Source organism: Flavobacterium amniphilum, from assembly GCF_023634845.1.
Taxonomy (GTDB): Bacteria; Bacteroidota; Bacteroidia; order Flavobacteriales; family Flavobacteriaceae; genus Flavobacterium; species Flavobacterium amniphilum.
Map to the genome: position 1 here is coordinate 210,943 of NZ_JAMLJL010000002.1, position 22,804 is coordinate 233,746.

Annotated in this window: 23 protein-coding genes; 4 read left to right on the plus strand and 19 right to left on the minus strand. The window is 34.0% G+C overall.

The features are described 5' to 3' along the window. Positions 1 to 39: 39 nt before the first annotated feature. From NAT51_RS02820 to NAT51_RS02830, 3 genes are all read right to left on the minus strand, one after another. Positions 40 to 1,305, minus strand: a complete 1,266-nt coding sequence (locus NAT51_RS02820; RefSeq protein WP_250594921.1) for a hypothetical protein — start codon at positions 1,303 to 1,305, stop codon at positions 40 to 42. A gap of 33 nt (positions 1,306 to 1,338) precedes the next feature. Next, positions 1,339 to 2,406, minus strand: a complete 1,068-nt coding sequence (locus NAT51_RS02825) for a pYEATS domain-containing protein (RefSeq protein ID WP_250594923.1) — start codon at positions 2,404 to 2,406, stop codon at positions 1,339 to 1,341. 96 nt (positions 2,407 to 2,502) lie between these two features. Next, on the minus strand, positions 2,503 to 3,729 hold the full coding sequence (locus tag NAT51_RS02830; protein WP_250594925.1) for a hypothetical protein: 1,227 nt from the start codon (positions 3,727 to 3,729) through the stop codon (positions 2,503 to 2,505). A 250-nt stretch (positions 3,730 to 3,979) separates the two neighbouring features. On the opposite strand from NAT51_RS02830, the gene NAT51_RS02835 reads away from it, so the two are divergent. The 4 genes from NAT51_RS02835 to NAT51_RS02850 all read left to right on the plus strand — a co-directional run bounded on the left by NAT51_RS02835 (position 3,980) and on the right by NAT51_RS02850 (position 6,767). After that, positions 3,980 to 4,603: a response regulator transcription factor gene (locus NAT51_RS02835; protein WP_250594927.1), complete on the plus strand. Its 624-nt coding sequence runs from the start codon at positions 3,980 to 3,982 to the stop codon at positions 4,601 to 4,603. Positions 4,604 to 4,608: 5 nt separating this feature from the next. Continuing rightward, positions 4,609 to 5,373: a hypothetical protein gene (locus tag NAT51_RS02840; protein WP_250594929.1), complete on the plus strand. Its 765-nt coding sequence runs from the start codon at positions 4,609 to 4,611 to the stop codon at positions 5,371 to 5,373. 83 nt (positions 5,374 to 5,456) lie between these two features. Then, positions 5,457 to 5,966 carry a hypothetical protein gene (locus NAT51_RS02845; RefSeq protein ID WP_250594931.1) on the plus strand — a complete coding sequence of 170 codons (510 nt, stop codon included), beginning with the start codon at positions 5,457 to 5,459 and terminating at the stop codon, positions 5,964 to 5,966. 3 nt (positions 5,967 to 5,969) lie between these two features. After that, positions 5,970 to 6,767, plus strand: coding sequence for a sensor histidine kinase (locus tag NAT51_RS02850; RefSeq protein ID WP_250594933.1), 798 nt, complete (start codon positions 5,970 to 5,972; stop codon positions 6,765 to 6,767). A gap of 7 nt (positions 6,768 to 6,774) precedes the next feature. On the opposite strand, the gene NAT51_RS02855 is transcribed toward NAT51_RS02850, so the two are convergent. The 16 genes from NAT51_RS02855 to NAT51_RS02930 form a co-directional block, all read right to left on the minus strand. Next, positions 6,775 to 7,020, minus strand: a complete 246-nt coding sequence (locus tag NAT51_RS02855) for a hypothetical protein (protein WP_250594935.1) — start codon at positions 7,018 to 7,020, stop codon at positions 6,775 to 6,777. A gap of 99 nt (positions 7,021 to 7,119) precedes the next feature. Continuing rightward, positions 7,120 to 7,320: a hypothetical protein gene (locus NAT51_RS02860; RefSeq protein ID WP_250594937.1), complete on the minus strand. Its 201-nt coding sequence runs from the start codon at positions 7,318 to 7,320 to the stop codon at positions 7,120 to 7,122. 210 nt (positions 7,321 to 7,530) lie between these two features. Beyond that, positions 7,531 to 7,989, minus strand: a complete 459-nt coding sequence (locus NAT51_RS02865; protein ID WP_250594939.1) for a hypothetical protein — start codon at positions 7,987 to 7,989, stop codon at positions 7,531 to 7,533. A 316-nt stretch (positions 7,990 to 8,305) separates the two neighbouring features. Next, on the minus strand, positions 8,306 to 8,749 hold the full coding sequence (locus NAT51_RS02870) for a hypothetical protein (RefSeq protein WP_250594941.1): 444 nt from the start codon (positions 8,747 to 8,749) through the stop codon (positions 8,306 to 8,308). A gap of 5 nt (positions 8,750 to 8,754) precedes the next feature. Continuing rightward, positions 8,755 to 10,665: a SprT family zinc-dependent metalloprotease gene (locus NAT51_RS02875; protein WP_250594942.1), complete on the minus strand. Its 1,911-nt coding sequence runs from the start codon at positions 10,663 to 10,665 to the stop codon at positions 8,755 to 8,757. Positions 10,666 to 11,045: 380 nt separating this feature from the next. Then, positions 11,046 to 11,705, minus strand: a complete 660-nt coding sequence (locus NAT51_RS02880; protein ID WP_250594944.1) for a TlpA family protein disulfide reductase — start codon at positions 11,703 to 11,705, stop codon at positions 11,046 to 11,048. A gap of 418 nt (positions 11,706 to 12,123) precedes the next feature. Next, complete coding sequence (locus NAT51_RS02885; protein ID WP_250594947.1) at positions 12,124 to 12,837, minus strand: hypothetical protein; 714 nt, start codon at positions 12,835 to 12,837, stop codon at positions 12,124 to 12,126. Between the two features lie 562 nt (positions 12,838 to 13,399). Further along, positions 13,400 to 14,071 carry a hypothetical protein gene (locus NAT51_RS02890; protein WP_250594949.1) on the minus strand — a complete coding sequence of 224 codons (672 nt, stop codon included), beginning with the start codon at positions 14,069 to 14,071 and terminating at the stop codon, positions 13,400 to 13,402. Positions 14,072 to 14,091: 20 nt separating this feature from the next. Beyond that, positions 14,092 to 15,834 (minus strand): hypothetical protein, encoded by a 1,743-nt coding sequence (locus NAT51_RS02895; RefSeq protein WP_250594951.1) that lies wholly within the window; start codon positions 15,832 to 15,834, stop codon positions 14,092 to 14,094. 460 nt (positions 15,835 to 16,294) lie between these two features. Then, positions 16,295 to 16,984 carry a hypothetical protein gene (locus tag NAT51_RS02900; protein WP_250594953.1) on the minus strand — a complete coding sequence of 230 codons (690 nt, stop codon included), beginning with the start codon at positions 16,982 to 16,984 and terminating at the stop codon, positions 16,295 to 16,297. A gap of 34 nt (positions 16,985 to 17,018) precedes the next feature. Then, on the minus strand, positions 17,019 to 17,588 hold the full coding sequence (locus NAT51_RS02905) for a hypothetical protein (RefSeq protein ID WP_250594954.1): 570 nt from the start codon (positions 17,586 to 17,588) through the stop codon (positions 17,019 to 17,021). A 25-nt stretch (positions 17,589 to 17,613) separates the two neighbouring features. Then, positions 17,614 to 19,122: a S1 family peptidase gene (locus tag NAT51_RS02910; RefSeq protein WP_250594956.1), complete on the minus strand. Its 1,509-nt coding sequence runs from the start codon at positions 19,120 to 19,122 to the stop codon at positions 17,614 to 17,616. A gap of 7 nt (positions 19,123 to 19,129) precedes the next feature. Then, entirely contained in the window at positions 19,130 to 19,723 is a 594-nt protein-coding gene (locus NAT51_RS02915) for a hypothetical protein (protein ID WP_250594958.1), read from the minus strand. A 180-nt stretch (positions 19,724 to 19,903) separates the two neighbouring features. Beyond that, positions 19,904 to 20,587 (minus strand): hypothetical protein, encoded by a 684-nt coding sequence (locus tag NAT51_RS02920; RefSeq protein ID WP_250594960.1) that lies wholly within the window; start codon positions 20,585 to 20,587, stop codon positions 19,904 to 19,906. Between the two features lie 177 nt (positions 20,588 to 20,764). Then, entirely contained in the window at positions 20,765 to 21,313 is a 549-nt protein-coding gene (locus NAT51_RS02925) for a helix-turn-helix domain-containing protein (protein ID WP_250594962.1), read from the minus strand. 279 nt (positions 21,314 to 21,592) lie between these two features. After that, complete coding sequence (locus NAT51_RS02930; protein ID WP_250594966.1) at positions 21,593 to 22,753, minus strand: T9SS type A sorting domain-containing protein; 1,161 nt, start codon at positions 22,751 to 22,753, stop codon at positions 21,593 to 21,595. Positions 22,754 to 22,804: the final 51 nt, after the last annotated feature.

Below are 22,804 nucleotides of genomic sequence, written 5' to 3' on the forward strand. Positions count from 1 at the left end.
ATGGTTATCGGGGATTTTTTATTTCCGGCTACGTAAATTTTATAGTCTGATTCTAATTTTCGGTACAGCCCTGCGGATGGCTCTTTCAACATTACCCGGTGCCCTTCCGACTTCATTCCCGATATTACGGAAAATTTTCACCGCTTCGTGGTTTGGCCCCGGTCCTCTTGTAAAATCATTCACGGAATTGTTCCAAAGCTTAACCAGATCGTTGTTAGGACCGAATTCAAGATTCATGGCATCCCCAATCGCTTTCAAGCCTTTGATGATGTCGTTGTTTTCACCAAAACAGCCATTTGGACCTCCTACACCGTACATCAGGCATTTGTCCAGTTCACGTGCTAACAGTTGGCCGCCTGCACAACCGGCAAAAGTATACGGTTCTCCACCTGATGCCATCGCACACTCAATCATGATCTGGGTTTCGGGATTCAGGTCCAGATTCTGTGTACCATAACAAATGGCAGTTCCCATGATGCTCACCTGACCGCTGCGGCTTTGCTGTTCCATACAGGATAAGATTTTGGCCACTTCCCCATCCGTCACCGAACCGGCCATGCACAAAGGATAACGGCTGAAATCTTTTCCATAGGTACTGTAACATTCCTGCAATTTTTGGGCAATCTCCCTTTCTTTATCACCACCCAATGCTTCAAACAGACAAATCGTTTGTTCTTCGGGTGTTTTTGCATTTTTGACACAATTGTAAATCGCCAGCTCCTTACTCCCTGCCAACTTCTCAATCATACAGTTTCCAAACATTTTTTTGTCCAACTTCCCGGCACTATTGAGTGATTGCGCATAACATTCCTGGGCGTTCTGTTCACTCGTACTCATTACATTTCCGTACGGGCGGTTTACATCGACAATCGCGGTGGGCAAAGGTTTAAAACCGGCATTCGTTTCAATTCCCACATTCGGATTGTACTGCGGCGCTCTGTATACATTCGCATACGGATTGGTGGGAAGCGGGCATAAACAACGGCCTACTATCCTTGCTCCCCTGTAACTGTCAATCTCTACTACCCGGTTGTTCCAGTCCATAAAGAACGCATTTAAATGCGGAGTTGTGGAAGGTATCATCAGGTGCATGAATCCGGAAGGGTCGCGCACCGTCATTCCGCGGTTGGCCGGATTTCCGTCCTGAACCAACATACCGTCACTGTACAAGGTAAAAGACAAACGTCTAACGTCATCGGTAACCGTCCCGATAGGTTGCTGTCCATAGGTGCCAAGCGTAACCAATGCCACTACAAAAAGCAGCATTGGTTTACATTTACTTAAATTCAATGTTTTTGTGTTCATAGCTTATTTGATTTATGTTATAAATAGTACTTTTTACCGTTCTTTAAACAATTTGGGAACATCCGGAATTTGGGACAAATCCAATTCAAGTTGTATGGTTCCGTTATCGGTTTCAACGCCAACGGTAAAGGCTCCGTAACTGATCAGTTTATTCACGGCTTTTCCATCTATCACTTTAATGGTTTCAACCTCGCTGGGAAATGAAGGATGCAAAAAGAAAGTCACCTCACCGGTGAGCGGATTATCCGGATTGGTTGACGTTACTTCAATATCAACAACAAACAATTCTTTGTCGTACGAAGTCTCCCTTACCGTTGCAGATACTATCCTTCCGGCGCGCTCGGCTAATCCGCCAAATTTATCTTTATGTGGGTCATTTTCAGATTTTTCATCGTCCCGAATCTTGATTTGATTCTCTTTGATGGTTTGTGTCACATCCGGGAAAGTAGTGACAATAGCATCAAGCTCGGTTTTTGCATTCTGGCTTTCGGTTTCAGCTTTATGCAATTCAGTAGCCTTTACATCTAATTCTTCTTTTGTTTTATTGATTACCTTAATCAAATCAAGTTTTAATACCCGGTAAAAATGTAATCTGGTCCAGGTATAAACCATCATAAAACCAAGTATGGCAAAGTATAAAATGATAGCTATAGAAGTATTGGTACCAAAATCACCATTACCTCTATGATCAAAACCCAAAATAGTTGTACCTAATATTTTCCCGATTTCATAAAGCGCCGGAGCAATGTAATTCAATTGGGTTAACCCAACCCCGACAATTATTTTGGTCAGCCAGTCACTTATCTGTACCAAATTATCGTTATGAGCCACATTAGATTCACTTTCACCCAAGTTATTGGAATCAATGTGATTGTTCTGTATCATTTTAGGTATTCCAAACAAAAATCCTGTCAAACCTCCCACTCCGTAGAAAGCACCGGCAATCAGTAAAGCATTACCCAGAGTAAATAAATATGCAGAAGTGTTTTGTGAAATAAATGATAAGAACACGATCAAAAGAATACCCAGCCACAGCATCCCTTTCAGTATCTTGAATACATCCGGTAGATCGTCCATGGACAATCTGTTAGTAGTTTCCATTTTTCAAAATTTTAAAATTGTTTTTGTAACCTTTAATGAATTTCTTTTCAGAAACAGTGCTCAATAGCTTTCTTCTTAAAGAGTTTGAAAGTATTGTTACTTACTTGGAATTATTTGTATCCCCACTATAACCTTTCCTGAACGCAATGACTCATCACTACCGAAAGTATTGAATGTGGCAGACAATCTGAATTTTCCGTAAAAAGTCATCCCGGCAGCTAATTTCCCGCTTACGAAGGGTTTCTTATCTTTCAGGTTCAGGTTATCATAGACGGTTTTTGAAGCGATATTATAATTCAAATCGGCATTAACGAAAAAATTGAATTTCTTTTCGGCAGTATTTCCTCCCACATAAGCATTAACTCCAAAAGCCGAGTTGAACGTACTGGTGTCAACACTGTCACTGAACCCTTTCAATCCCAGTCCTAATTTGCTGTTGAAATACAGATAACCGGCAAAACTTTCATTTGAATAAATAGCCCCCGGCAAAATAGTTTCCAGATAAAAATTACCGCCACCGTTGATTAAATTCTCCAATTGGTCTTCTTCCTGCTGTTCTTCCTCTTCTTCTTCTGTTTCAGGTGTTTCACTATTGGACTGAATCAGTGTTCCGAGGGCAATCCTCACTGGGCCGAAAGTATCAGCCAAAACTTCTGATTGGGCCAAAGCACCGGAGTTACTGTAATTTAACGCCAGTGAATTCAGGTAATTTGTTTTCGTTCCGTCTGTATAGTAAAACTTTTTAAAAAAAACGGTTCCGAATTTTTTACTGGAAGAAGGTAAAATCAAAAACCGGTCATCATTCTCTCTAAGTTTTTGCTCATATTTCAGCTCGATAATTTCGCGGTTAATATTCAGCACTTTCTCATGTAATAAACTCATCCCGTCGATATCACCCGATTCAACCAAACCTTCCATATCTTTTTTGATTTTTTTGATTTCGTCATCTTTTTTGGCAATCTTATTCTCATAAGCTTTTCCAAATTCTTCTTTGAAGTAAAGCCTTCTAAATTCCTTTAACGATTCTATTTCATCGTTGTAGTTCCGTATTTTTAAATCTAACGATTTGATTTCTCTTTCATTTTTCACCTTTTCATCCCCGGCGAGGTTTTGATTTTTAAAGATTGTATTTTCGAGTGAATCTTTTCTCTTTTTCAAGTTGGTTTTTTGATCTTCAACGCTTTTAATCTTTTCATCATCAATCCGGATGCTCTTTGCCAGATAGCTGTCACCGTTAATTTTTTTATCCACCAGTGTCGGGATTTGTGCCTGCATACTTACCGTTAGTAAAACAGTCAGTATAAATAATAATCTTGTTTTCATGATTTCCAATTTTTTAGTTCCGTTATCTAACCCAAAGCTACCCCCGTAACGGTATACCAATCAATTACCCTTTCGGGTGATATTTTACCTGTGGGAAAAATCAGTAAAAACGCTTACCTATTATATAGATAAGATTTGTATTTTTATGAGATAAGGATTACAAGCAAAGTCCGTCGAAACAAAATCACCCTTTCGGGTAATTGCGGCACTTGGGTTAATTGGCCAACTTTGTAAAGTAAAAACACGACTCATGAACATTTCGGTTGCCATAGTAGAAGACGATAAAAATTACAACAACGCACTCAAAACGATTGTTGATTATCAGGACAACATGACCTGCGTAGCCCAATATTTCAATGGGGAAAGTGCTTTACGCAAGCTGAAGGAACAGGAACCAGACGTGGTTTTGATGGACATTCAGTTACAGGACCATTCGGGTATTGATATTGTCGCAAGCCTCAAAGAATTTTTACCGGACACTACCTTTATCATGTGCACGACCTTTGAGGATGACGAAAAAATTTTCTCGGCCCTTCGCGCGGGGGCCAGCGGTTATCTTGTCAAAGGAGAACCAATGGAAAAAATTATCAGTGCCATACTGGAAGTCTCCAACGGCGGCGCTCCGATGAGCTTCAACATTGCCAAACGGGTATTGCAGCACTTTCACGAAACGAAAGTACAAGTACAAAGTCTGTCATTGCTCACACCCACCGAAAAAGAAGTCCTGGAATGCCTGGCGCAGGGACTGCTTTACAAGGAAATCGCCGATAAGAAATGTGTGACGATCGACACCATAAAAAAACACATCGGCAACATTTACAGAAAATTACAGGTAACCAATAAAGTGGAAGCCATTAACAAACTTAAAAACTAGAAATCATGGAACACAACCAACAATTAAATGAAATAGCCTATTTACTAAAAAAATACTGCTATGAAAATGACATAAATACTGAAACTGGAGAAGATTTAACCCAATTAGATATTTTATTGACTGAAATCAAAGATTCACTACCTCGAATCAATCTAGAGTTCCCAGAACCCTTTATATCTACAGAAAAATTTGATCTTAGAATGCCACTGAAATATGAAGAAGCGAAACGCTATATGATTAAGTTCAAAAAGCACTTCGCTTTACATCCTCAGTTATCAAAAGTATTTCACATAAAATCATCTCTACTTGAAGAATCTATTAAAAATAATGAAAAAGTCATATTTCGTTTGATACAATTCGATGAAAGTTTTGAACTTGCTTATTTAGCAAATGGTGAACCACTTAGAGTTGATCAAGAACTTGACAGATTAGAAACAATTAATGATTTAAGTACTTTAGAAGACAATTTTGATAAAAAAATAGGAAAAGAGTTAGACAAGAATTTGCATTATCTTTCAAATGGAGAAAACTTAAACAATACGCGGAAGATTACTATTAATTATTATGGTAATTTCGATGGAAAAGATTTTGAAGACCATGAATATGTCTATTTATATCCAGCACTCATTGATAATTGTTCTAAAGATTGTAATCATCAATTCACTTTCATTATGTTTTTTGGAGACAAACCAAGTGATTCGGGTAAAATTGAATCTTTAAGTCCGGATATTTACTACGACACCTTCCAACTATGTCCTCCTAATTGCTAGTTAATTTGATCTGGATATACTTCATCATCATACTCTTTTGTCTTGGCGCCTCGTTCTTTAACAAGGTGTCAAGGCAAAACTTTTTGTATGCTTATTTTTTACTGGTTGTCATTTTTGAGCTGGGATTGTTCAAAGGATGGATCACACCGGAAGTGTATAACTCCTCGCCCCCGGCCTACATTTCATTTTTCATTTTTTATTACGGTTTTCAGCAAAACAGTTTCAGAAAGACCATATATGCAATTGGCTTGTTAGCCGTTGCATTTTGCGTTTATATCTTTTACGGCAATGGCGTCAAAAGCTATTCGATCGAAGCCGGTGTGTCGGCCAGTATCGCTTATGTTTTGTTTACGCTGTTGTGGTTTATCAGCCAACTCACAAACGTCGACGAGATTTCCCTATTGAAAAAGCAAGCCTTTTGGGTGAGTACCTCAATGCTGATCTGGTCGGTATTTTTTCTGTTCCGCCTGATTCCCATGTACTGGCTCAACATCAATGACATCCAATTTTTAACGCAAATTAATATCGCTTACCAAGTCCTGACCATCGTGTGCTACTGTATGCTTTTCAGGGCTTTGTTGTGTAAATACTAATTTATGAGAGAACTCCCGTACGAAATCAAACTCACCTATATCATTGCCATTGCGGTCATGCTGCTCTTCGTGGGTTTTATTATTATTGTCATTTTAATTTACAACAAACGACAGTTGGTCCAGCAGCAGGAAATTAAAATAAAGGAGAGTGAATTCAAAAACCAGTTGCTCGAGAAAGAACTCGAACGTCAGAAATCCATACAGGCCGAACGCGAACGTATTTCGCGTGACATGCACGACGATTTGGGCGCCGGGATATCAGCGATCAAACTGCAGGCTGAATTCATGAAATTCAAATTGAAAGATGCCGGATATTCGGAAGATCTGGAAGCTATTGTGAAAACCTCCGAAGAAATGAACCTGGCGATGCGCGAAATTTTGTGGAGTCTGAATTCAAGTAATGATACGGTCGGGAATTTTATTGACTATGTACAGACTTACACCGAACGCTTTCTGGAAAAAACAACCATCAGCCTGAAAACGGAAAAAAGCGGGATACAGTCCATGGTGAACCTGTCGGTGAAAGTCAGACGCAATCTTTTCCTGGCTATTAAAGAAGCCGTACATAATGCTTACAAACACAGTGAAGCGAAAAACCTCACTATTCTTTTTACACAAACCGACAACACCTTAACCATTGACATCACCGACGACGGGAAAGGACTGGAAAAAACCCCACACAACGGCAACGGTCTTTCCAACATGAAACTCCGCACCAAAGCGATTGACGGAACGTTTGAAGTGATTCCGGCGGATACAGGGACGCATTTGCGGTTTGGGTATGGTTTTGGGGAAGTATAAATCATTTCTACTTACCTTCCCATTCAAAATTTTCCCGGGCTCTTTTTTCAAGACCATCAATAAAACTTTTTTCGTCAATAATAATCTTTTCTCCTTTCACACTTTTGAAAGTGTTGAATAATTCATAGAGCGTGAAATTATTCCAATTGAATAATTTATTAATCCTGTAATTTTTCCCATTGGAACTTAAATCAATCATATAACCAACAATACTGCCTGCTTTAGATCTCCGTTCGATTATCCTGATGTTCACTTTTTTTATATCCAGCGTTACTTCCCAATTCCGGTTAAATTTTTGTCCGGATATTGTTATATTTTGGGAACCGATACGGACTTCATCGATATAATTGAATTATTCGCGCAGGATTATAACCACTGTTACCGTTAAAAGATATAGGGCGAAGATTAATTCAAAAATTCCGGCATCGTTGCCCTTAACAGAAAGAAGAATCATTGAAAAAAAGATAAAAAAAGCCAGGATTTTAAATAGTAAACCTTTTTTTATCCGGTCTTTAAAATCCAGTTTTTCGGTACAAAATATTTTTTCTTCCATGATGGTTTTCGGACTATGTTTAAAATTATAATCTCCCCTCTGCTACCGCGCGAAATGAAATTCGGCGAAGCCAATCCTTTCGCGTGGTTTTACAAATGAACACTTATTATTAATGAAAAACTAAATGATTTTAATTTTGAAGTTAATTCTTTATAAGATTTTAGATTAAAAGTACCACGCGAAAGGATTCGCGCGGTAGCGGGGGAATTGCTATTCAACTATATTACAATGTTTTGTAAAATAACTTTCGTTTAGTTTGTATTTCGCTTTCAACAAGTCAAGTTCTACAATTTTGAAATAAAGTTCTTCATCAAGGCTGTTTTCCAACGATAAACCTTTAAAAGTAAGGGCCAACTTATATTTATTTTCCAGGTCGGTTTTTAATTTATTGAGTGTGTCTTTATCCTTCGTCTTTACAGGATGTGCTATCATGTGGTCAATTTTGTCATTGGCAATCTTCAGACTGTCATAGCTGGGTTTTAGAAATGGATAATCACCGACTTTAAATTCAATGGCCGATCCAATTTGGGTAAGATTTTCAGTCAAAAATACTTTTGAATCATCCAATTCGCTATTTAATAGTTTTACATACACATTTTCTGATTTATTCTGACAGGAAACCAGTAGCAAAATAAACAGTAACCTAATTATCGATTTTTTTATGGTCATGGTTTATTGATGGTTTGGGTATACAACTATAAATATATGTTTTAAATTAAAATGGGACGCTATTTGCTATGCTAATAGATAAAAAATATTTGTCCGGGAAATATGAAGTGAAAAGCCCTGATGCATGTCAGGGCTTTTGTATGATTAAAATATAGTCATTTTATTTTTCTTTTAAGTACTTTGATAAACCTTTAAAAGCTTTAAATAAAAACATTAATAATCCAATTAAGACGATTAAACAAATTAATTGAATCAAAAAAAGTCCAATACTAAATTGTGAAAAAGTTTCTTCCATTACATTTTCAATCTTTAAATATTACATAGTTGTTGGGACCATATTCATCATCTTAGCAACTTTCAAATAAATTTTGTTTCTTTTGTTAAGTGCCGCATCAATAATATAAACCCTAATTTTCTTGCTTTCTAACAAAAAAACAATTTTCGAGAAAGTGGACTTGTGAAAATCATCAATATAAAAGACTTTACTCTTGTTCTGCTCAATAAAAGATTTCTTCTTGCAAATAGTCTTTCTGAACTCCTTATGTAAATCCACACTGAAACTTATAGCATCTCCATCCGGATACTGGTAACTATAAGTTTCGCTAAAATCATATTTTAAATACTTCAAATGCAAATCATCAAAGGATTTTGTTTTATCAAAATAGAGATATACAGTATCCCGAGAATTCAATTTTTCAAAGTCTTGTGAAAAAATGCTGCTGCAACTGAGTACTGTTATTAATAAAATTATTTTTTTCATTTTTTCTAAGGATTTATGACGGCATTGAATGCTGAAATGTAATAATAAAAATAATAATCATTGTCATTAAGAAAAATATGATTGGCACTTCTTGGTATTGAAAAAGGAAAAGCTGAACAGTTCTGTAAACCGGTATATGAGAAATATGTAAAAAAAGTATCCCAATTCCAACTAACTTGTGTTGATGAAATACCTCCTAATATTGGAGGGTTATTTAATGGTTGATAAATAATAGCGGCTCCATTAGTTGGGTTTTCAAGCTGATTAGCCTGTTCAGATGTGATAACTAAGTCTTTTATATCTTGAAAGATTTCAACCAAAATTGGTATCATATGATCTACAAAAAATGAATGTTGTGTCTGATTTCCAGAAAATCCATTATAATAAGTATTTATACAACTTTGCAAATCAAGATTATTAATTGTTTCGATTGTCATACCAATTGATGGATTCCTGAGTTTAATATTTAGAAATGCATGTATGCATTCATGTATTATAGTTTGCGCAACTTCAAATTTTGAGCGAGTTAATAAAAATTCTCTGTCAATTTGTATTAGATTAAAAGGATTAGAGTTAAGTATAGAATTAAACATTTTACATCTTCCGGATGTTATCTGGCTTTGATTTTGAGGAAGGTTTGCAACTTGAAATTTTACATTAAATAAAGGACTTGAACCAAAAAGACTAATAAATAAATTTTTAAAGTTTGGAGATGTACATACCAAATTATATACCTCTCTGAATTTAAGTTCTTCAGGACTGTTCCCCATTACTGATGACATATCGATAAAAGATGGTGATTTTAATGACATGTTGAAATCTAATTGCAATTCAGGAGTTGAAATAGATTGAGTAATAAAAGTATTTATAAAATCTTTACTCTGAAGAGAAAAGTTGTTTTGAATTAAAAAATTAAAAATCGAAATTTGATTATACTCACTTTGTTCCGCAAGCCACATATAGTTAAGACTTCTAAAGTAATTTAGTGCTGACATATATTGGGTAGCGTTACAAGTATTGATGTAATTCAATACCGGCATAACAACATTGACATTTAATTGACTAAACTCTTCTCTTAAAAAACCTAAATCTCTCAAAAAATTCGATTGTTTATCTGTAAGTGGCATACCTACAATCGATGACCCACCCCCAACAACTGGTGTAGTCAATACTGTACCGCTTCCACTTGAAGATGAGCCTTGTGTTGTTCCTGTTGGCAATGTAGGTAATGGTGTATATCCTGTTGAACCACCTGTACTAGCTCCAGTTGAACCACCAGTACTACCTGTGCCAGAACTACCGTTAGGAGAACCAGAACCACCAGAGCCTTGTGGACATGGGTTAGCATAAGTAACTACATAGTACACTACTCCGTCCATATAAACTGCGGTACAATGATCTATAACTGTATCACATTTCGGATCAGTTGCTTTGCCAACTATAGTTATATAGGGTGTATCCACAGGGGTGAAAGTTTCATCATTAAAAAGCTTTTCTTTTTCAATTTCATTTAAGTCATAAGTTGTTAAAAGAGCTTCATAAGATGAGTCTTCCTTTAAGTTAAATACAATATTCTCTAATTTTTCAGTTGGCTTATTTCTATAAATTTTGAAGGTATAAGATTTATGTCCATTCTCATCTTCAACTAATATTCCGTTCTCATCATCAAAATAAAAATCGTTGATGCTATCATATACAATCTTACCGGAAGATTGTGCTTGTTGTTTTAATTTAATCTTTTTGGCTTCTTGAATTAGTTTGGTATTCTTCTGAATCAAAGGGTCTTTAAGTGATATTTTCGAAATTTTTAAATTCCCATTATCCGATCCATCATAAGAATCATTTTCACATGATGAAAATACCATTGCAGCAATTGTTAAGGCTGTTGCTACTAATTTGCTCATTTTAAATTTCATTGGCTTATATTTCATTTCACTTATTACTCAGGCAGAAATGATTTTGTTACTCCTGTTTTATAACTTGTATATACAAAAGCAAGTTATATATCTTAAAAAAAACATAAGAAAAGGACTGCAAAAATAGTTTTTTGAAGCCAACATAAATATGGTATAACCGTACGTTTTGTTAATTTTTTTCCAGTAACAGAAAGGGATTACGCGTTTTTGTATATGTCGTTAAGTATTAATACGTAAAATTAAAACCCGGAATAAATTATGTCTAGAGGAAGTATAAGATCGATCGCGAAACTGAATCAAATAAGGTCCTGAATTACATCAGGCTTTTGCGTGAGTTTACAGGTTGTTATTAAACTGAAACCGATCTGGTTTTTACCTATTTATAATAAACTTTTTAGCTTACTATTAATTTCTTCATCAAAAAGCTTGATTTGGGAATACACTTCAACTATTTTCCCGTCTTTATCCAGAAGCAAAGTCATAGGATAATATTTGATGTCCAACTGATCCAATTGCTTTTGGGAATTTACTATATGCTCAAAATTAATAGGTCTCGTTTTTAAAAAATCTGTGACTAACTTTTCTTTTTCAAAAGTAATGGCGATAAAATTTACCGAATCATTAAATCTGGCTTTCATGATATTCAAGTTTGGAATCTCAGCAACGCAGGGAGTACAGGTTGTAAACCAAAAATGAACCACGGTTGGCTTATTCTTTAGGTAATCGTGAGAATAATAATTTCCGCTTTTATCCTTAAACTTTTCAATTTTAAAAGAAGTTCCGATGCCTTCCCTGAATTTATCATAATTAGCTTCGGTTTTGCTGTCAAATAAACCGATGGTTTTAATGATGGAATCATTTCTTTCCTGAGTCTTTACAATTTTAGGAGTAATACCACTTGCCCTCATCGCTTTCTCTAAATTACCATATTCTATTTGATTGAGCGTCTGATTATCATTCAATTTATAGTAAGTTCCCTGTGCGTAGGTTGTAAACCCAAACAGAAGTGATAACAAAAACATGTATCTAATATTTTTCATTTCAGTATTTTTAAATCTATGGATGGTTTTAGTCTGCATGATAATCTTACATTTATAAGGAATGCTTCATATTGTTTTACCTGATTTTTATCCTCATAAAAAGTTATGCATCATATTATAAGATGGTGCAAATCTACTGAAAGTGTTTTTTATTTGTAAGAAAAAGATTAAAATAAAAAGGAGATATTTTGGAATGCCTCCTTTACCTCGCGAAATGAAATTCGGCGAAGCCAATCCTTTAGCGAAGTTTTACAAATGAGCATTTATTATTAATTGAAAAACTAAATGATTTTAATTTTGAATTTAATTCTTTATAAGATTTTAGATTAAAAGTACCACGCGAAAGGATTCGCGCGGTAGCGGGGGGAAACTGAAAAAAACTAACCAAGCATTGCAGAAAACCATAATTATATGGTAATTATTTACCTTCCTTGAGTTTTTTTGTTTTCGCTAAAATCTCAACTTCAACCTCTTCCATTTTATTAATTAACTTGAATGGATTACTAATGAGGTTTTGATTTTCTTTTACTATTCTTAGTTGCTCTTGTGTAAGAATTTGTGCAAAAACTTTGATCTCGTCTTTATCTGTATATTTTGCATATAAAAGACTACCTACCAAAACTGCAAAATTTGGAATATCTTTTGAGCTTTCATTTAAACGGGCTATTGCTTCAGCTGTATTTAAATCAACTTCAGATTGAACTTTATCAATATGCTTTAATTGCAAAGCTCGTTCTAATTGTTCAACTCTTGAGGTTACTTCTTTATGTGTAACCACACGAATAATTTTCAACCATAAATTCTTATACCAAGACCCCAGTTTCGATGGGTATTCTTTATCTACTTTAAAGTCAAATTTTTCTACGAAATTTATAAACTCTTTATAAAAATTTTCTGCGATTTCTATGTTATCTGTATCAAGATATATTTGAGTTTCAATTGGCAAAGCTTTTTCATTAAATGTAACTTTTGCGATTTTTTTTCTCAATAATAGTTTCCTGTTTCTATTGTTTGGAGTTCCACCTGTAATTGAACTTAGAAAATCAGTTGTAGGAGATTTTCCACCACCACCGCTAGAAGTTCTTGGTTTTATAGGTAATTTTTTTCGTCTTCGATGTTGTTGCTGTTCCATAATTTTGTGTTTAATGTAAGATTTAATAAATTTTATACAGCTCATAAATATTTCTCATAAATCAAATTATGAACACATTTACAATCCCAATCTACAAAAAACCAACCACATACCGTAAGAAAAAGACTAAATTCTGTATAAATACGTAATACAAAAAGTACATTAACTTTCAATAAACGGCTCCAGAAAACCTATCAACTCACTCCCTTCCCTATTCCAGCGAATCCCGTTGCCATTAGCGATCCGGATTTCATACCTCCGCTACCGCGCGAATCCTTTCCCGTGGTTTTACGAATGAACATTTATTATTAATGAAAAACTAAGTGATTTTAATTTTGAATTTAATTCTTTATCAGATTTTAGATTAAAAGTACCACGCGAAGGGATTCGCGCGGTAGCGGGGGCCCGCCGTAAATCAAGTAGGACAAAATTTACTGTGTACTAATCTATAAAAAAATGTCATGAAGTTTATAAAGGAAAATATAGAACGTAAAAGCCCTGATGTATATCAGGGCTTTTGGATGTGAGACTAATTACTAACCGTGAACTTAAACCATTCTGCTTATTTTTTTTTCAGTAGAATAAGTTCTTTGTTTTGAATATCTAAAAGACGTAATTCTTCTTTATTTTTTCCTTTTTGGATTAAATATTTCTTAATTCCTTTTGAAAAATTATTTCTTGTTTGATCCAAGGACAAAGTTACTTTTACTTTGGTTTTATAATATATATAATCTCTAAAATCAACAACAACTTCATCATTCAGGTTGGCAAAAGAAATTTTATCAACCTCTGTGTTATCAGAAATAGTGATTTCAACTTTTCCTTCCATATCAACCATAAAGCCCTTAATGACTTTACTGTTTTTATCCATCAGAACAACTGTTGCTCCTCTGGAAACTGAGTTGTCACTGTTAAAGATTTGAATTTCAAAACTTGTCATTTTAACATTGTTGCCCAATGCATCATTAACTTTCATTTTATTGATGACCTCTACCCTTTTATCGACAGGGTTATTATACATCATTACTAATGTATCATTTGAGATTAAATAATAGCCTCTATCTTTATAACTTATGTCCGAATGGCCGTTTCTAATAATTTCAAAGTTATCTTTTTTAAAATTATAATCTGAGCACATTGAATTGACCGGATCACACCAACGGTACATTCCTTCAATTTTTTGTGAGAATGATTTAGTCGATATCAATATGATAATGGCATATAAAAATTTCATATTCAAAAATAAATTATTGTTTAACATCCAGAGTTTTTTCCTTTTTTCGGTTGTTCATTTCCATCAACGTCTTTCCCTTTCGTTTCTATAGACAAGGTATCTAAAATTCTGTTTCTATCAGCAACTCTTGGAACCATTTGCTCGAAAATTGGATTTGTAACTCCTGTATTTTGATCATGTGTCAATCCACCCCATGCCATATCAACATAAAACTGTCTTGGAAGATTATAACCTTGCGAAATTCCATATTCTTGCAAAGCATCTGCAATAGGTGCTAAATAGTTGTTTGCTATAAAATCGTGATTAGAATTAATATGTATTGTTGTAAACTGAGGCCCTAATAATAACTCTAATTGTGTACTATTTGTAGAATTATAATATGCAGCAATTATATAAGCGTGTATAACCTCATGCAATATTGTTCTAACTATTGCTATTTCGGATGCTGAAGCAAAATTATCAGCATCAAAAGTTGTAGTAACGGTACCTGTCGCAGCATTATATCGCGTACTTGTAACACCATAAGTACCAGCTGGTAAATCCCCATTATTCATTATCCAATTAAATCCTGGTGTATTACCGCTAAATTTTTGAACAACCTGGGCTACACTGCCCTTTTTTAGAGATGCGATACTATTCATAAGACTCTGCATACAAGGTTTTAAATTATTAGAATTAATTTTCGTTTGCTCCCACATTTTTACCTTTACATAATTTTCAACATTGATATTGGGATTTGATGCGCAATAATTAATCAATTGTTTTATAAAATTAGAACTAATGCTTGAAAAATTATTTTGAATCAAATAATTGAATACTGCAGTTTGATTTTCTGCACTTTGTTCAGCAAGCCACAAGTTAATGTTTCCATTTGAATTAAGATAACTTAATGCTTTATTGTAATTAGTTGTTGATGTGTTAACATAACTAAGAACCGGTAATGTTGCATAATAATCAAATTGAGTAAACTCTTCGCGAAAGCTAAGACTATTTAAAAATTGTCTTTGAACGGTAGTAAGAGTACCGCCAACAGGAGTTGTTATAATGCCACCGCCAGTAGTACCTGTTCCCGTTCCCGTTCCCGTTCCTGTCCCTGTTCCTGTCCCTGTTCCTGTCCCCGTTCCTGTTCCTGTTCCTGTTCCTGTTCCTGAACCTCCATATTGTACAACTACATAAAATAAAAAAGCTGGATTTGTACAATTATTACCTGCAAGATGTGCTACTCCACCACTACCATGACCATCATTATAACAAAATAAAATCTTGCATACATATACAGTTTCTTTACCTACAATATTAACAGGTCTAACCTGTCCATCAAAAATACCTGACTGCAATTCATCTTTAGTTACATTATACTTTACAATGGCTGATTCATATTCTCCATTTAATCCTGCTGTAATTACAAGGTTTTCGACATATAATTCATCAGAAGTTAAATCATAAATTGGGAAAGTATAGGTCTTTGTCCCATTACTTTCAATATAAGAGCCATCATTTTCATCAACATAATAATTGTTAAGATCAACTCCTCGATTAATAGTAGATTTTGACTTTCCTTTTTTAAAATCATCAACTATTTGAAGAACTTTAGAAAAAGATCTGGAATTATTTTGTTGACTTCTCAATTCTCTTAAAGAAATTTTTTGGAATTTAATTTCTTCTTTGGAACTTGACTTTTCAGTTTCTTCATTACAAGAAGAAAATGTAAATGCTAAGACAGAGAAAATAGTTCCTAAAATTTTGTTTACATTTAGTTTCATTGGCATATAATCATTTCACTTATGTTTAATCAGGCAGAAATGTAATTGTTTACTCCTGTTTTTGTTTTATCGGGGATTTTGTAATAGAATGATAGTAAAGAAAATTGGGCCGCAAAACTAACAATATAAAAGAGAACTTACTATTACTTTTTACTTCATTTTTGATTTCATCTTAGTAATCACAAGGCCTAAAGCTTTTAATTCGTTACCAAAAACCAACTTAAACAACTGATTTGGTTATCTCTAAAACTTAGTAAAAAACTATAAGCTGAATAGATAATATAAAACAAAAAAGCCCTGAATAATTCCTCCGCTACCGCGCGAATCCTTTCACGTGGTTTTACAAATGAACATTTATTATTAATGAAAAACTAAATAATTTTAATTTTGAATTTAATTCTTTATAAGATTTTAGATTAAAAGTACCACGCGAAAGGATTCGCGCGGTAGCGGGGAATTATCATTTTTTCAAAAAATCCAATGACTGCCTAAATGTGTATTTATTTTCAAACATATCTTCATATTCAAAAATTAAATACCCATTTTCAAATTGTTTTCTACACTTTTCTTGAAAAAATTCAAATACGCTTGGATCATAGCCCTTGGGTTCTATCTTAAAAAGTATTTTTGTTGAGTTGGGAGCCAAAATAGGTTTTGGAGATGTATTATGCAAAATATCTATATAATTAAAATCGAAAAATTTGTCTACTTTTTTTTCAGATAAAAGAATTTCAAAATTTCTATAGGTTTGATTATTACATTCCAAGTACCATTTTGTTATTATTAAAGGACCATTTCCATGATTACATAATGTGATTACAGTTTTTTTAGGTCCTTTGTGCATATCTAAAAAAGGATATGGTTTATTCAAACTATGAATCATTGAAACTTCAGTATTTTGAACTTTTTCTGCAATTTGCAAACTGTAATAAATACTTAATAAAGAAAAGAATACTGCTATTAAACTTAGAAATGTGCCAGACACACCTCCAATATAACCTCCAAATTCAGCCCAGTCTGTAGCATCTGAAGATAAACCATCATTGAAATTGCAGAAGTATAAAACTAATGGCAATACAATAACTATTAATATTATTATTGATATAGGTACTATTATTTGCTTGAATCCAATTTTATTAATTTTCTCCATGTTTAACTTACTGATTGCATTTAAAAATTAAAATCTAGACAGATTTTTTCATTTCTTCGGATATCCTATTATATGTATTTGGAAAATAACTATATGCTTCAGTCAATCTTTTTTTTTCTTTTTCTCTTGCTTCATTAAGCTCAATAACATTTCTACACTTTTCAAAGCTAAATTTAGGTTCAACAAAATCTCTCAAATCATTAAACAAACTAATAATAATCTTTCTTTTTTTAGTCAAATTTGTAAAATATGTTATTACTTTAAAATAGTTTGCGTTCGCTAATCTAATTTTCTCATCAAACTCTTGCAAAATACTAAGTGATTCATTTGCAGACTTATACAATTCCTCATTATCTACATTCTTATCAAACTCAAAAGCAATTGCAGCCAATCTTAAAAAATATGCTGAATGTGTAATTTCTTGAATATATAAAGCATAATATTGGGATAATAAATAGGCAAGAAATCTTTCTTCAGCTATAAGCTCCATTTTCATTTTTTTCTTATCTCGGTTTGATGTTAAAAATGACGAAAGATATTGTCCAGCTAAAGTTAAAGCTCCTCCAAGTAAAGCTGCAATTAATGTATAATATCCTGGTATCATTGTTTACTAATGATTTTAAAGTAAATTAAGTAGAAAACGAGAAAAGATATTGACAAAAAACCAGTTTAGCAATTTCATTCCATTTTGTCAATACATCTTCACACATTGAATTATTGTCATCTTGTAAACAAAGTGATAAATTTTGATTATACTCAGTACTACCTTCATCATCTGTTAATGAAAGAAAAAATAAATCTTTATTCTTTTTTGCAGTTGTAATAAATTGAAATTCTAATTGTTGGATATTAGTTGAACCATTCACAAACGAATTTTTCCCATATCCTTCACGATTTATATATTGCCCATCGAACGTTAAAATTGGAGCTGGGTAACTATAATTTGGGCTTCTTTGCCACGAAGATATAGAATCAATAGGTCTATTGAGTCTTCCATTTTCACATAGTTCATCCATAATATCATAGTTTTTTGCAAGTTTGTAATAATTCAACTTAATGTGCAATGATCTGTGTGAAGTTATAAATTCTGTTTCATTTCCTTTTTTAATTATTTTATAATCATGTGGTAATACAAAAGTCAAACCAGTTTCAAAATTCCTATAAATATCAAATTCTGTTTTTGTGAGATTAGTTTTTTGAAATAAATTTATTAAAGCAGTAAGGGCGTTTTGATCATTGGAATATTTCAAAATATCAGAAAATGATTTTTGTGCGACTTTATAAAATTCGATATTTTGGATCTTAAACATATCTTTTTGTAATATTTCTTTCTCCTTAATTAGAAAATCTTCTCCGAAACTATTCATATCAATTGGAAGTTCGGAAGAGAATGCTATTTCAGAACTCTTTCTAAAGCTATCATCTATATTATTGATGTTTTCAATTGAATTTTCAAGATCTAAAATTTTTGAAGATGGTATTCCCCAAGAAATGCCAACTTGACCTCTATTAAGTCCCCCATTTCCAATTGCTATTATTTGCCCTTTATTATTAAAAATAGGAGCTCCAGATAATCCAGGCAAAAGAGAGCCTTGAAAATGGACAACTTCTATATCTGGATTAAAGTTCAATTTATTAAGTTCTGCAACAATACTTGAAGGAAGGTTCGGCCTTAGTTTTTTACTTTCATTAAATGGAATTCTTAATTGAATACTTCTTTTACTTGGTGCACCAAGCGGATAACCTAAAGCTTCAACATTCTGTTTAATAAAAAGATTTGAACTAATAGAGTTTAGAGGTTTAAGTTTCGGTATATTCACTTCGAGCATTGCCAGATCTGCCGACTTCAATATCTTAACAACTTTAGCGCTATAAAAAACACCTTTTGTATAAGTATTATTACTTGGAATAAAAATATTAATCGATCCATTAGAACAGTTACCTGTTACTAGATGTAAAGCAGTTACAATTTGATTGCTTTTCTTCCAAACAAATCCTGTTCCTGATTTTGCTTTTCCAATATCTCTACATGAATAGACAACTTTTACAACAGAACTATTTAAATCAGATAAATCTTGACTATAAACAATTTTAGTAAAAAAAAGAAAAAAAAGTAAATGTTTAGTTTTTAGATTCATATTAACTTTATTTACAATTGAGTAAAATTTTTTCTTTCAAAACCAAAATTTGATCTTTTTGGGGAACATCATTTTCAACTGAATCTGTAAAAATTTGCCATTCTGGACTTAATGATTGTAATTCGGAAATTAAAGTTTCGGCATCATTTAACTTTAATAAGTCATTACAATTTTCCGATATATTGAAGAGAACCCCATGATTTATATCGTCAGTTTCTTTAGCTTCTGCCCCATGCAATTTATCATATAAATTTTTTATTATTCCAGAAGAATCTTTATCCTTTAGTTCCCATTTTTTTTTAAAATTTTCAGGGTTAACACCGAACCAATCATTTGTTCTAGCATAGATTCCTATTGTAGCTGAGAATGAAAGACCAATTAAAAAAACTGCCAATGGTAAAATATTAATTACTCCTAATTTATCATTGAGTTTTTCCTTGATTGAACCATCTTCTAAACTAAACAATAAAGTAATTACACTTGTAATTATTGCTAAAATTGAACTTATGACAGTTTGAATAACTGATGAAACAGATAGTCCAATTAACCAACCAATTGAAATTCCACAGATAAATAAAGAAATTATGTTAAGTGTTTTCATTTGTCTTTTGTTTTAAATCTCTATCTAATCTTTAAATTATTATTGCCATAAATTTTTAAAATATTAATTCATTCAACATATAATGCTAAAATGACTAATCTTCACTAATATAATAAAAACCAACCACATCCCGTAAGAAAAATATTAAATTCAGTATAAATACGTAATACAAAAAGTACATTAACTTTCAATAAACGGCTCCAGAAAACCAATCAACTCACTCCCTTCCCTGTTCCAGCGGATCCCGTTACCGTTTGGGATGCGGATTTCATATACGAGTCCGTGCTTGTAATGAAAGAACACATTCCACCAGGTGGCGTGTTCGATAATGTGCTCCACCAGTTTGCGGACCTGCTTTTCTTTTTTGGCGGTGTTGCCTTCCATGGCGCCCCAGAAATCAGTATGGCCCCGGCCGAGGTGTTTCTCCCAGGCGCGTCTCGCCTGTGTGATTTCAATGTTATACGGTAGCAGGCAGCTTTTAATGAGTGTTTCCTTTTTGGGCGGCAAGGCAGTCTCGTCGGTGGCACTCGACTCGGTGAAGCGTTGCCCCATCACGGCCAGCAATTGGATAAACGGTAATTCCGTTAGCAGACGGGCATATTCCCTTGTAAAGTCTTCAACCGTTTGATGTGTGGCATACAACTTCCGGAACTGCGTGAGCAACTCTTTCAGGTCAATGTGGATTTCTTCTTTATACTGTGGAAGCAAATCTTTGGACTGTCCTTTGATCATCATCGCAATCAGGTTCGCATGAAACCGCCCGAAATTTTCCTCATCCAGAAAATTCCCGTAGCGGTCGAGCCATGCCTCCGGCAGGTATTGTAGTATGTTTTGCCGGAAATCTTCCGGTAGATTGATAGACATTTTTAGACTTCTTAGATTATTAGACTACTTAGACTCTTAGACAATTTACAAATTCCTGAGGACTAAGAGCTATGGACTATTCACTTTAGACTTCTTAGATTATTAGACTACTTAGACTTTCTTAGACTCTTAGACTCTTAGACAATTTACTAATTTCTAAAGACTATTTACTAAGGACTATGGACTAATCACTAAGTACTTCTTCAACTCCCCTTTCAGGTGACTGTGCTGCCATTTGAGGGTTTCGAGTTGGAGCATTGCTTTCTTTTGTGCAGCCGGACCGTTTTCACTAATTTTTTGTTTAGCGATTAAATGCAAATAATCAGCATGCTTATCTGAAGGTCTGTCATCATTTGTTTCTTTGGCTGCGAAATATTCGGAAAGATACAAATTAGCGATACCTTTTTCATACTTCTCCCTAATGTCTTCAATCATCTTACGGTATTTATGCTGACTGCGTTCATTCTTTCTCAGTTCATCTTCCAGGAATTCAATTATTTTTGAATTTTCCTCCTTCAGACCGGGATGTACAAACTCCTGCTTTTGTTTTTCCAGTAAATGAATACTCATATACGTCAGGCTTAAACCCGCCTGAGCAGGTAAATCGCGTTTTCCGGTTTCGTACATCGCTATCCGGCTTATCGGAACTTTTAATATAATGGCCAACTCTTCCTGTGTTAGCCCTAACGCTGTCCTTTGATTCTGTTTTTTATTTATTCTTCCCATGACAAATGCCATGCAAAAACCATGACATTTTTTTAGACATCTTAGAATTTTAGATTTTTAAACTTCCTTAGACTCTTAAACCGGAATTCTTTAAGCACCGTCATTTGTGGGTTGACGCAAAAAATTCTGTGATAAATTTTTTGTGATAATTTTTTTTATCACAGATTTTTTATCACAAAAGTGTGATAAATTTTTCGTGATGATTTTTTTTATCACAGAAATTTTATCACACTTTATTTAGACTTGCTTAGACTCTAATTACTAATTACTAGTCACTAATCACTCCCGAACAAGCTTCTTAGTCACAACACCCTTCTCATCAACAATCTTCAAAACATAGGTTCCTTTCGGGTAATTCCCGGCATTGATGGGATAAGTATCCAACTTGGTTGCCTGGGTTTTTAAATACAGCTTGCCATAAAAATCATATACTTCGATTTGGATTTCATTTTTGACTTCTCCAAAATTCACCACAAAAGTATCTTTGCTTGGGTTGGGTTGTATTCTTATGGCAGTTTCAGCTGCAGTTCTACAGGTATTATTTCTTGTAATATGGTAATTGATGATTGGAGTGCAGGTGTTTCCGCCTAACGTACAAATCTTAATGTATAATTCTTCTTCTATGAAGGCTGGTGCATTTGATGCGACAGTAATGGTACCATCGGCATTAAAGGTAAGAAAGCTTGGCAAAGACTGAACAGCTATTGTTGCATTACTCGCGTTCGCCTGTACACCATTTATGGTCACCGGATTACCTGAGCCACCTAAATTAGTAAACACACTTGGAATTAATGTGGGGAATTGTGAATAACAATTATAATAGGCATATTTTGGATCGGCAATAATTTCAGGATCTGGCAAGGTAAAACCAAAACGGCACAGATTACCGCTTACCCAACCGGAGTCAGCCGAAATATTGGTTAACGTTATTGTTGTGAAAGGTGTGGCTGAAGAAACGGTTATGGTAATATCACTATTGTCTGCATTATTTGGAAAATTACCTTGTATTCTATCCGGCCCGATAATATTGACACCGCATGGATTCGACAAATACACGGGAGAAGCGCCATCTATAGTGATTTGCCCGACATCCTGAGAGTTTACAACAGCATAACCTATGGTTGCATTTATAACAGGCTCACTAAACGTATACGTGATAAAGCCGGTTGCACTGTGGCCTGTCCAGGGTTGATCACCATCAAATGCCATACTAAAACAACCGTTGGCAACTGTTGGGGGAATATAGGCGTGATCTGGATAACTCCCTGTTGAAGTAATTTCTACTCCGTTAAATGTACAAGGATTTGAAGCTTTCTTGTAGCTGTCATACTCTGTTAATGTCCCGGCAGAACCAATGGTTTTATTTGATTTTTGTGAATACGAGAAAGTATTCGACAGGATAAGAAATATAGTGACCACTACCTGTACTGTTTTTTTCATGTGTTAAGTTTAAAGGGTTAGATTTGAATCTAAAAGTAAGATTAAAATTAT

What these genes read in the sequence shown, in the direction of transcription:
- NAT51_RS02930 (WP_250594966.1), bottom strand. Translation starts at nt 22,753, where the DNA reads ATGAAAAAAACAGTACAGGTAGTGGTCACTATATTTCTTATCCTGTCG.
- NAT51_RS02900 (WP_250594953.1), bottom strand. Translation starts at nt 16,984, where the DNA reads ATGGAGAAAATTAATAAAATTGGATTCAAGCAAATAATAGTACCTATA.
- NAT51_RS02880 (WP_250594944.1), bottom strand. Translation starts at nt 11,705, where the DNA reads ATGAAAAATATTAGATACATGTTTTTGTTATCACTTCTGTTTGGGTTT.
- NAT51_RS02920 (WP_250594960.1), bottom strand. Translation starts at nt 20,587, where the DNA reads ATGTCTATCAATCTACCGGAAGATTTCCGGCAAAACATACTACAATAC.
- NAT51_RS02875 (WP_250594942.1), bottom strand. Translation starts at nt 10,665, where the DNA reads ATGAAATTTAAAATGAGCAAATTAGTAGCAACAGCCTTAACAATTGCT.
- NAT51_RS02895 (WP_250594951.1), bottom strand. Translation starts at nt 15,834, where the DNA reads ATGAAACTAAATGTAAACAAAATTTTAGGAACTATTTTCTCTGTCTTA.
- NAT51_RS02840 (WP_250594929.1), top strand. Translation starts at nt 4,609, where the DNA reads ATGGAACACAACCAACAATTAAATGAAATAGCCTATTTACTAAAAAAA.
- NAT51_RS02915 (WP_250594958.1), bottom strand. Translation starts at nt 19,723, where the DNA reads ATGAAAACACTTAACATAATTTCTTTATTTATCTGTGGAATTTCAATT.
- NAT51_RS02885 (WP_250594947.1), bottom strand. Translation starts at nt 12,837, where the DNA reads ATGGAACAGCAACAACATCGAAGACGAAAAAAATTACCTATAAAACCA.
- NAT51_RS02870 (WP_250594941.1), bottom strand. Translation starts at nt 8,749, where the DNA reads ATGAAAAAAATAATTTTATTAATAACAGTACTCAGTTGCAGCAGCATT.
- NAT51_RS02865 (WP_250594939.1), bottom strand. Translation starts at nt 7,989, where the DNA reads ATGACCATAAAAAAATCGATAATTAGGTTACTGTTTATTTTGCTACTG.
- NAT51_RS02905 (WP_250594954.1), bottom strand. Translation starts at nt 17,588, where the DNA reads ATGATACCAGGATATTATACATTAATTGCAGCTTTACTTGGAGGAGCT.
- NAT51_RS02925 (WP_250594962.1), bottom strand. Translation starts at nt 21,313, where the DNA reads ATGGGAAGAATAAATAAAAAACAGAATCAAAGGACAGCGTTAGGGCTA.
- NAT51_RS02850 (WP_250594933.1), top strand. Translation starts at nt 5,970, where the DNA reads ATGAGAGAACTCCCGTACGAAATCAAACTCACCTATATCATTGCCATT.
- NAT51_RS02860 (WP_250594937.1), bottom strand. Translation starts at nt 7,320, where the DNA reads ATGGAAGAAAAAATATTTTGTACCGAAAAACTGGATTTTAAAGACCGG.
- NAT51_RS02825 (WP_250594923.1), bottom strand. Translation starts at nt 2,406, where the DNA reads ATGGAAACTACTAACAGATTGTCCATGGACGATCTACCGGATGTATTC.
- NAT51_RS02820 (WP_250594921.1), bottom strand. Translation starts at nt 1,305, where the DNA reads ATGAACACAAAAACATTGAATTTAAGTAAATGTAAACCAATGCTGCTT.
- NAT51_RS02835 (WP_250594927.1), top strand. Translation starts at nt 3,980, where the DNA reads ATGAACATTTCGGTTGCCATAGTAGAAGACGATAAAAATTACAACAAC.
- NAT51_RS02830 (WP_250594925.1), bottom strand. Translation starts at nt 3,729, where the DNA reads ATGAAAACAAGATTATTATTTATACTGACTGTTTTACTAACGGTAAGT.
- NAT51_RS02910 (WP_250594956.1), bottom strand. Translation starts at nt 19,122, where the DNA reads ATGAATCTAAAAACTAAACATTTACTTTTTTTTCTTTTTTTTACTAAA.
- NAT51_RS02890 (WP_250594949.1), bottom strand. Translation starts at nt 14,071, where the DNA reads ATGAAATTTTTATATGCCATTATCATATTGATATCGACTAAATCATTC.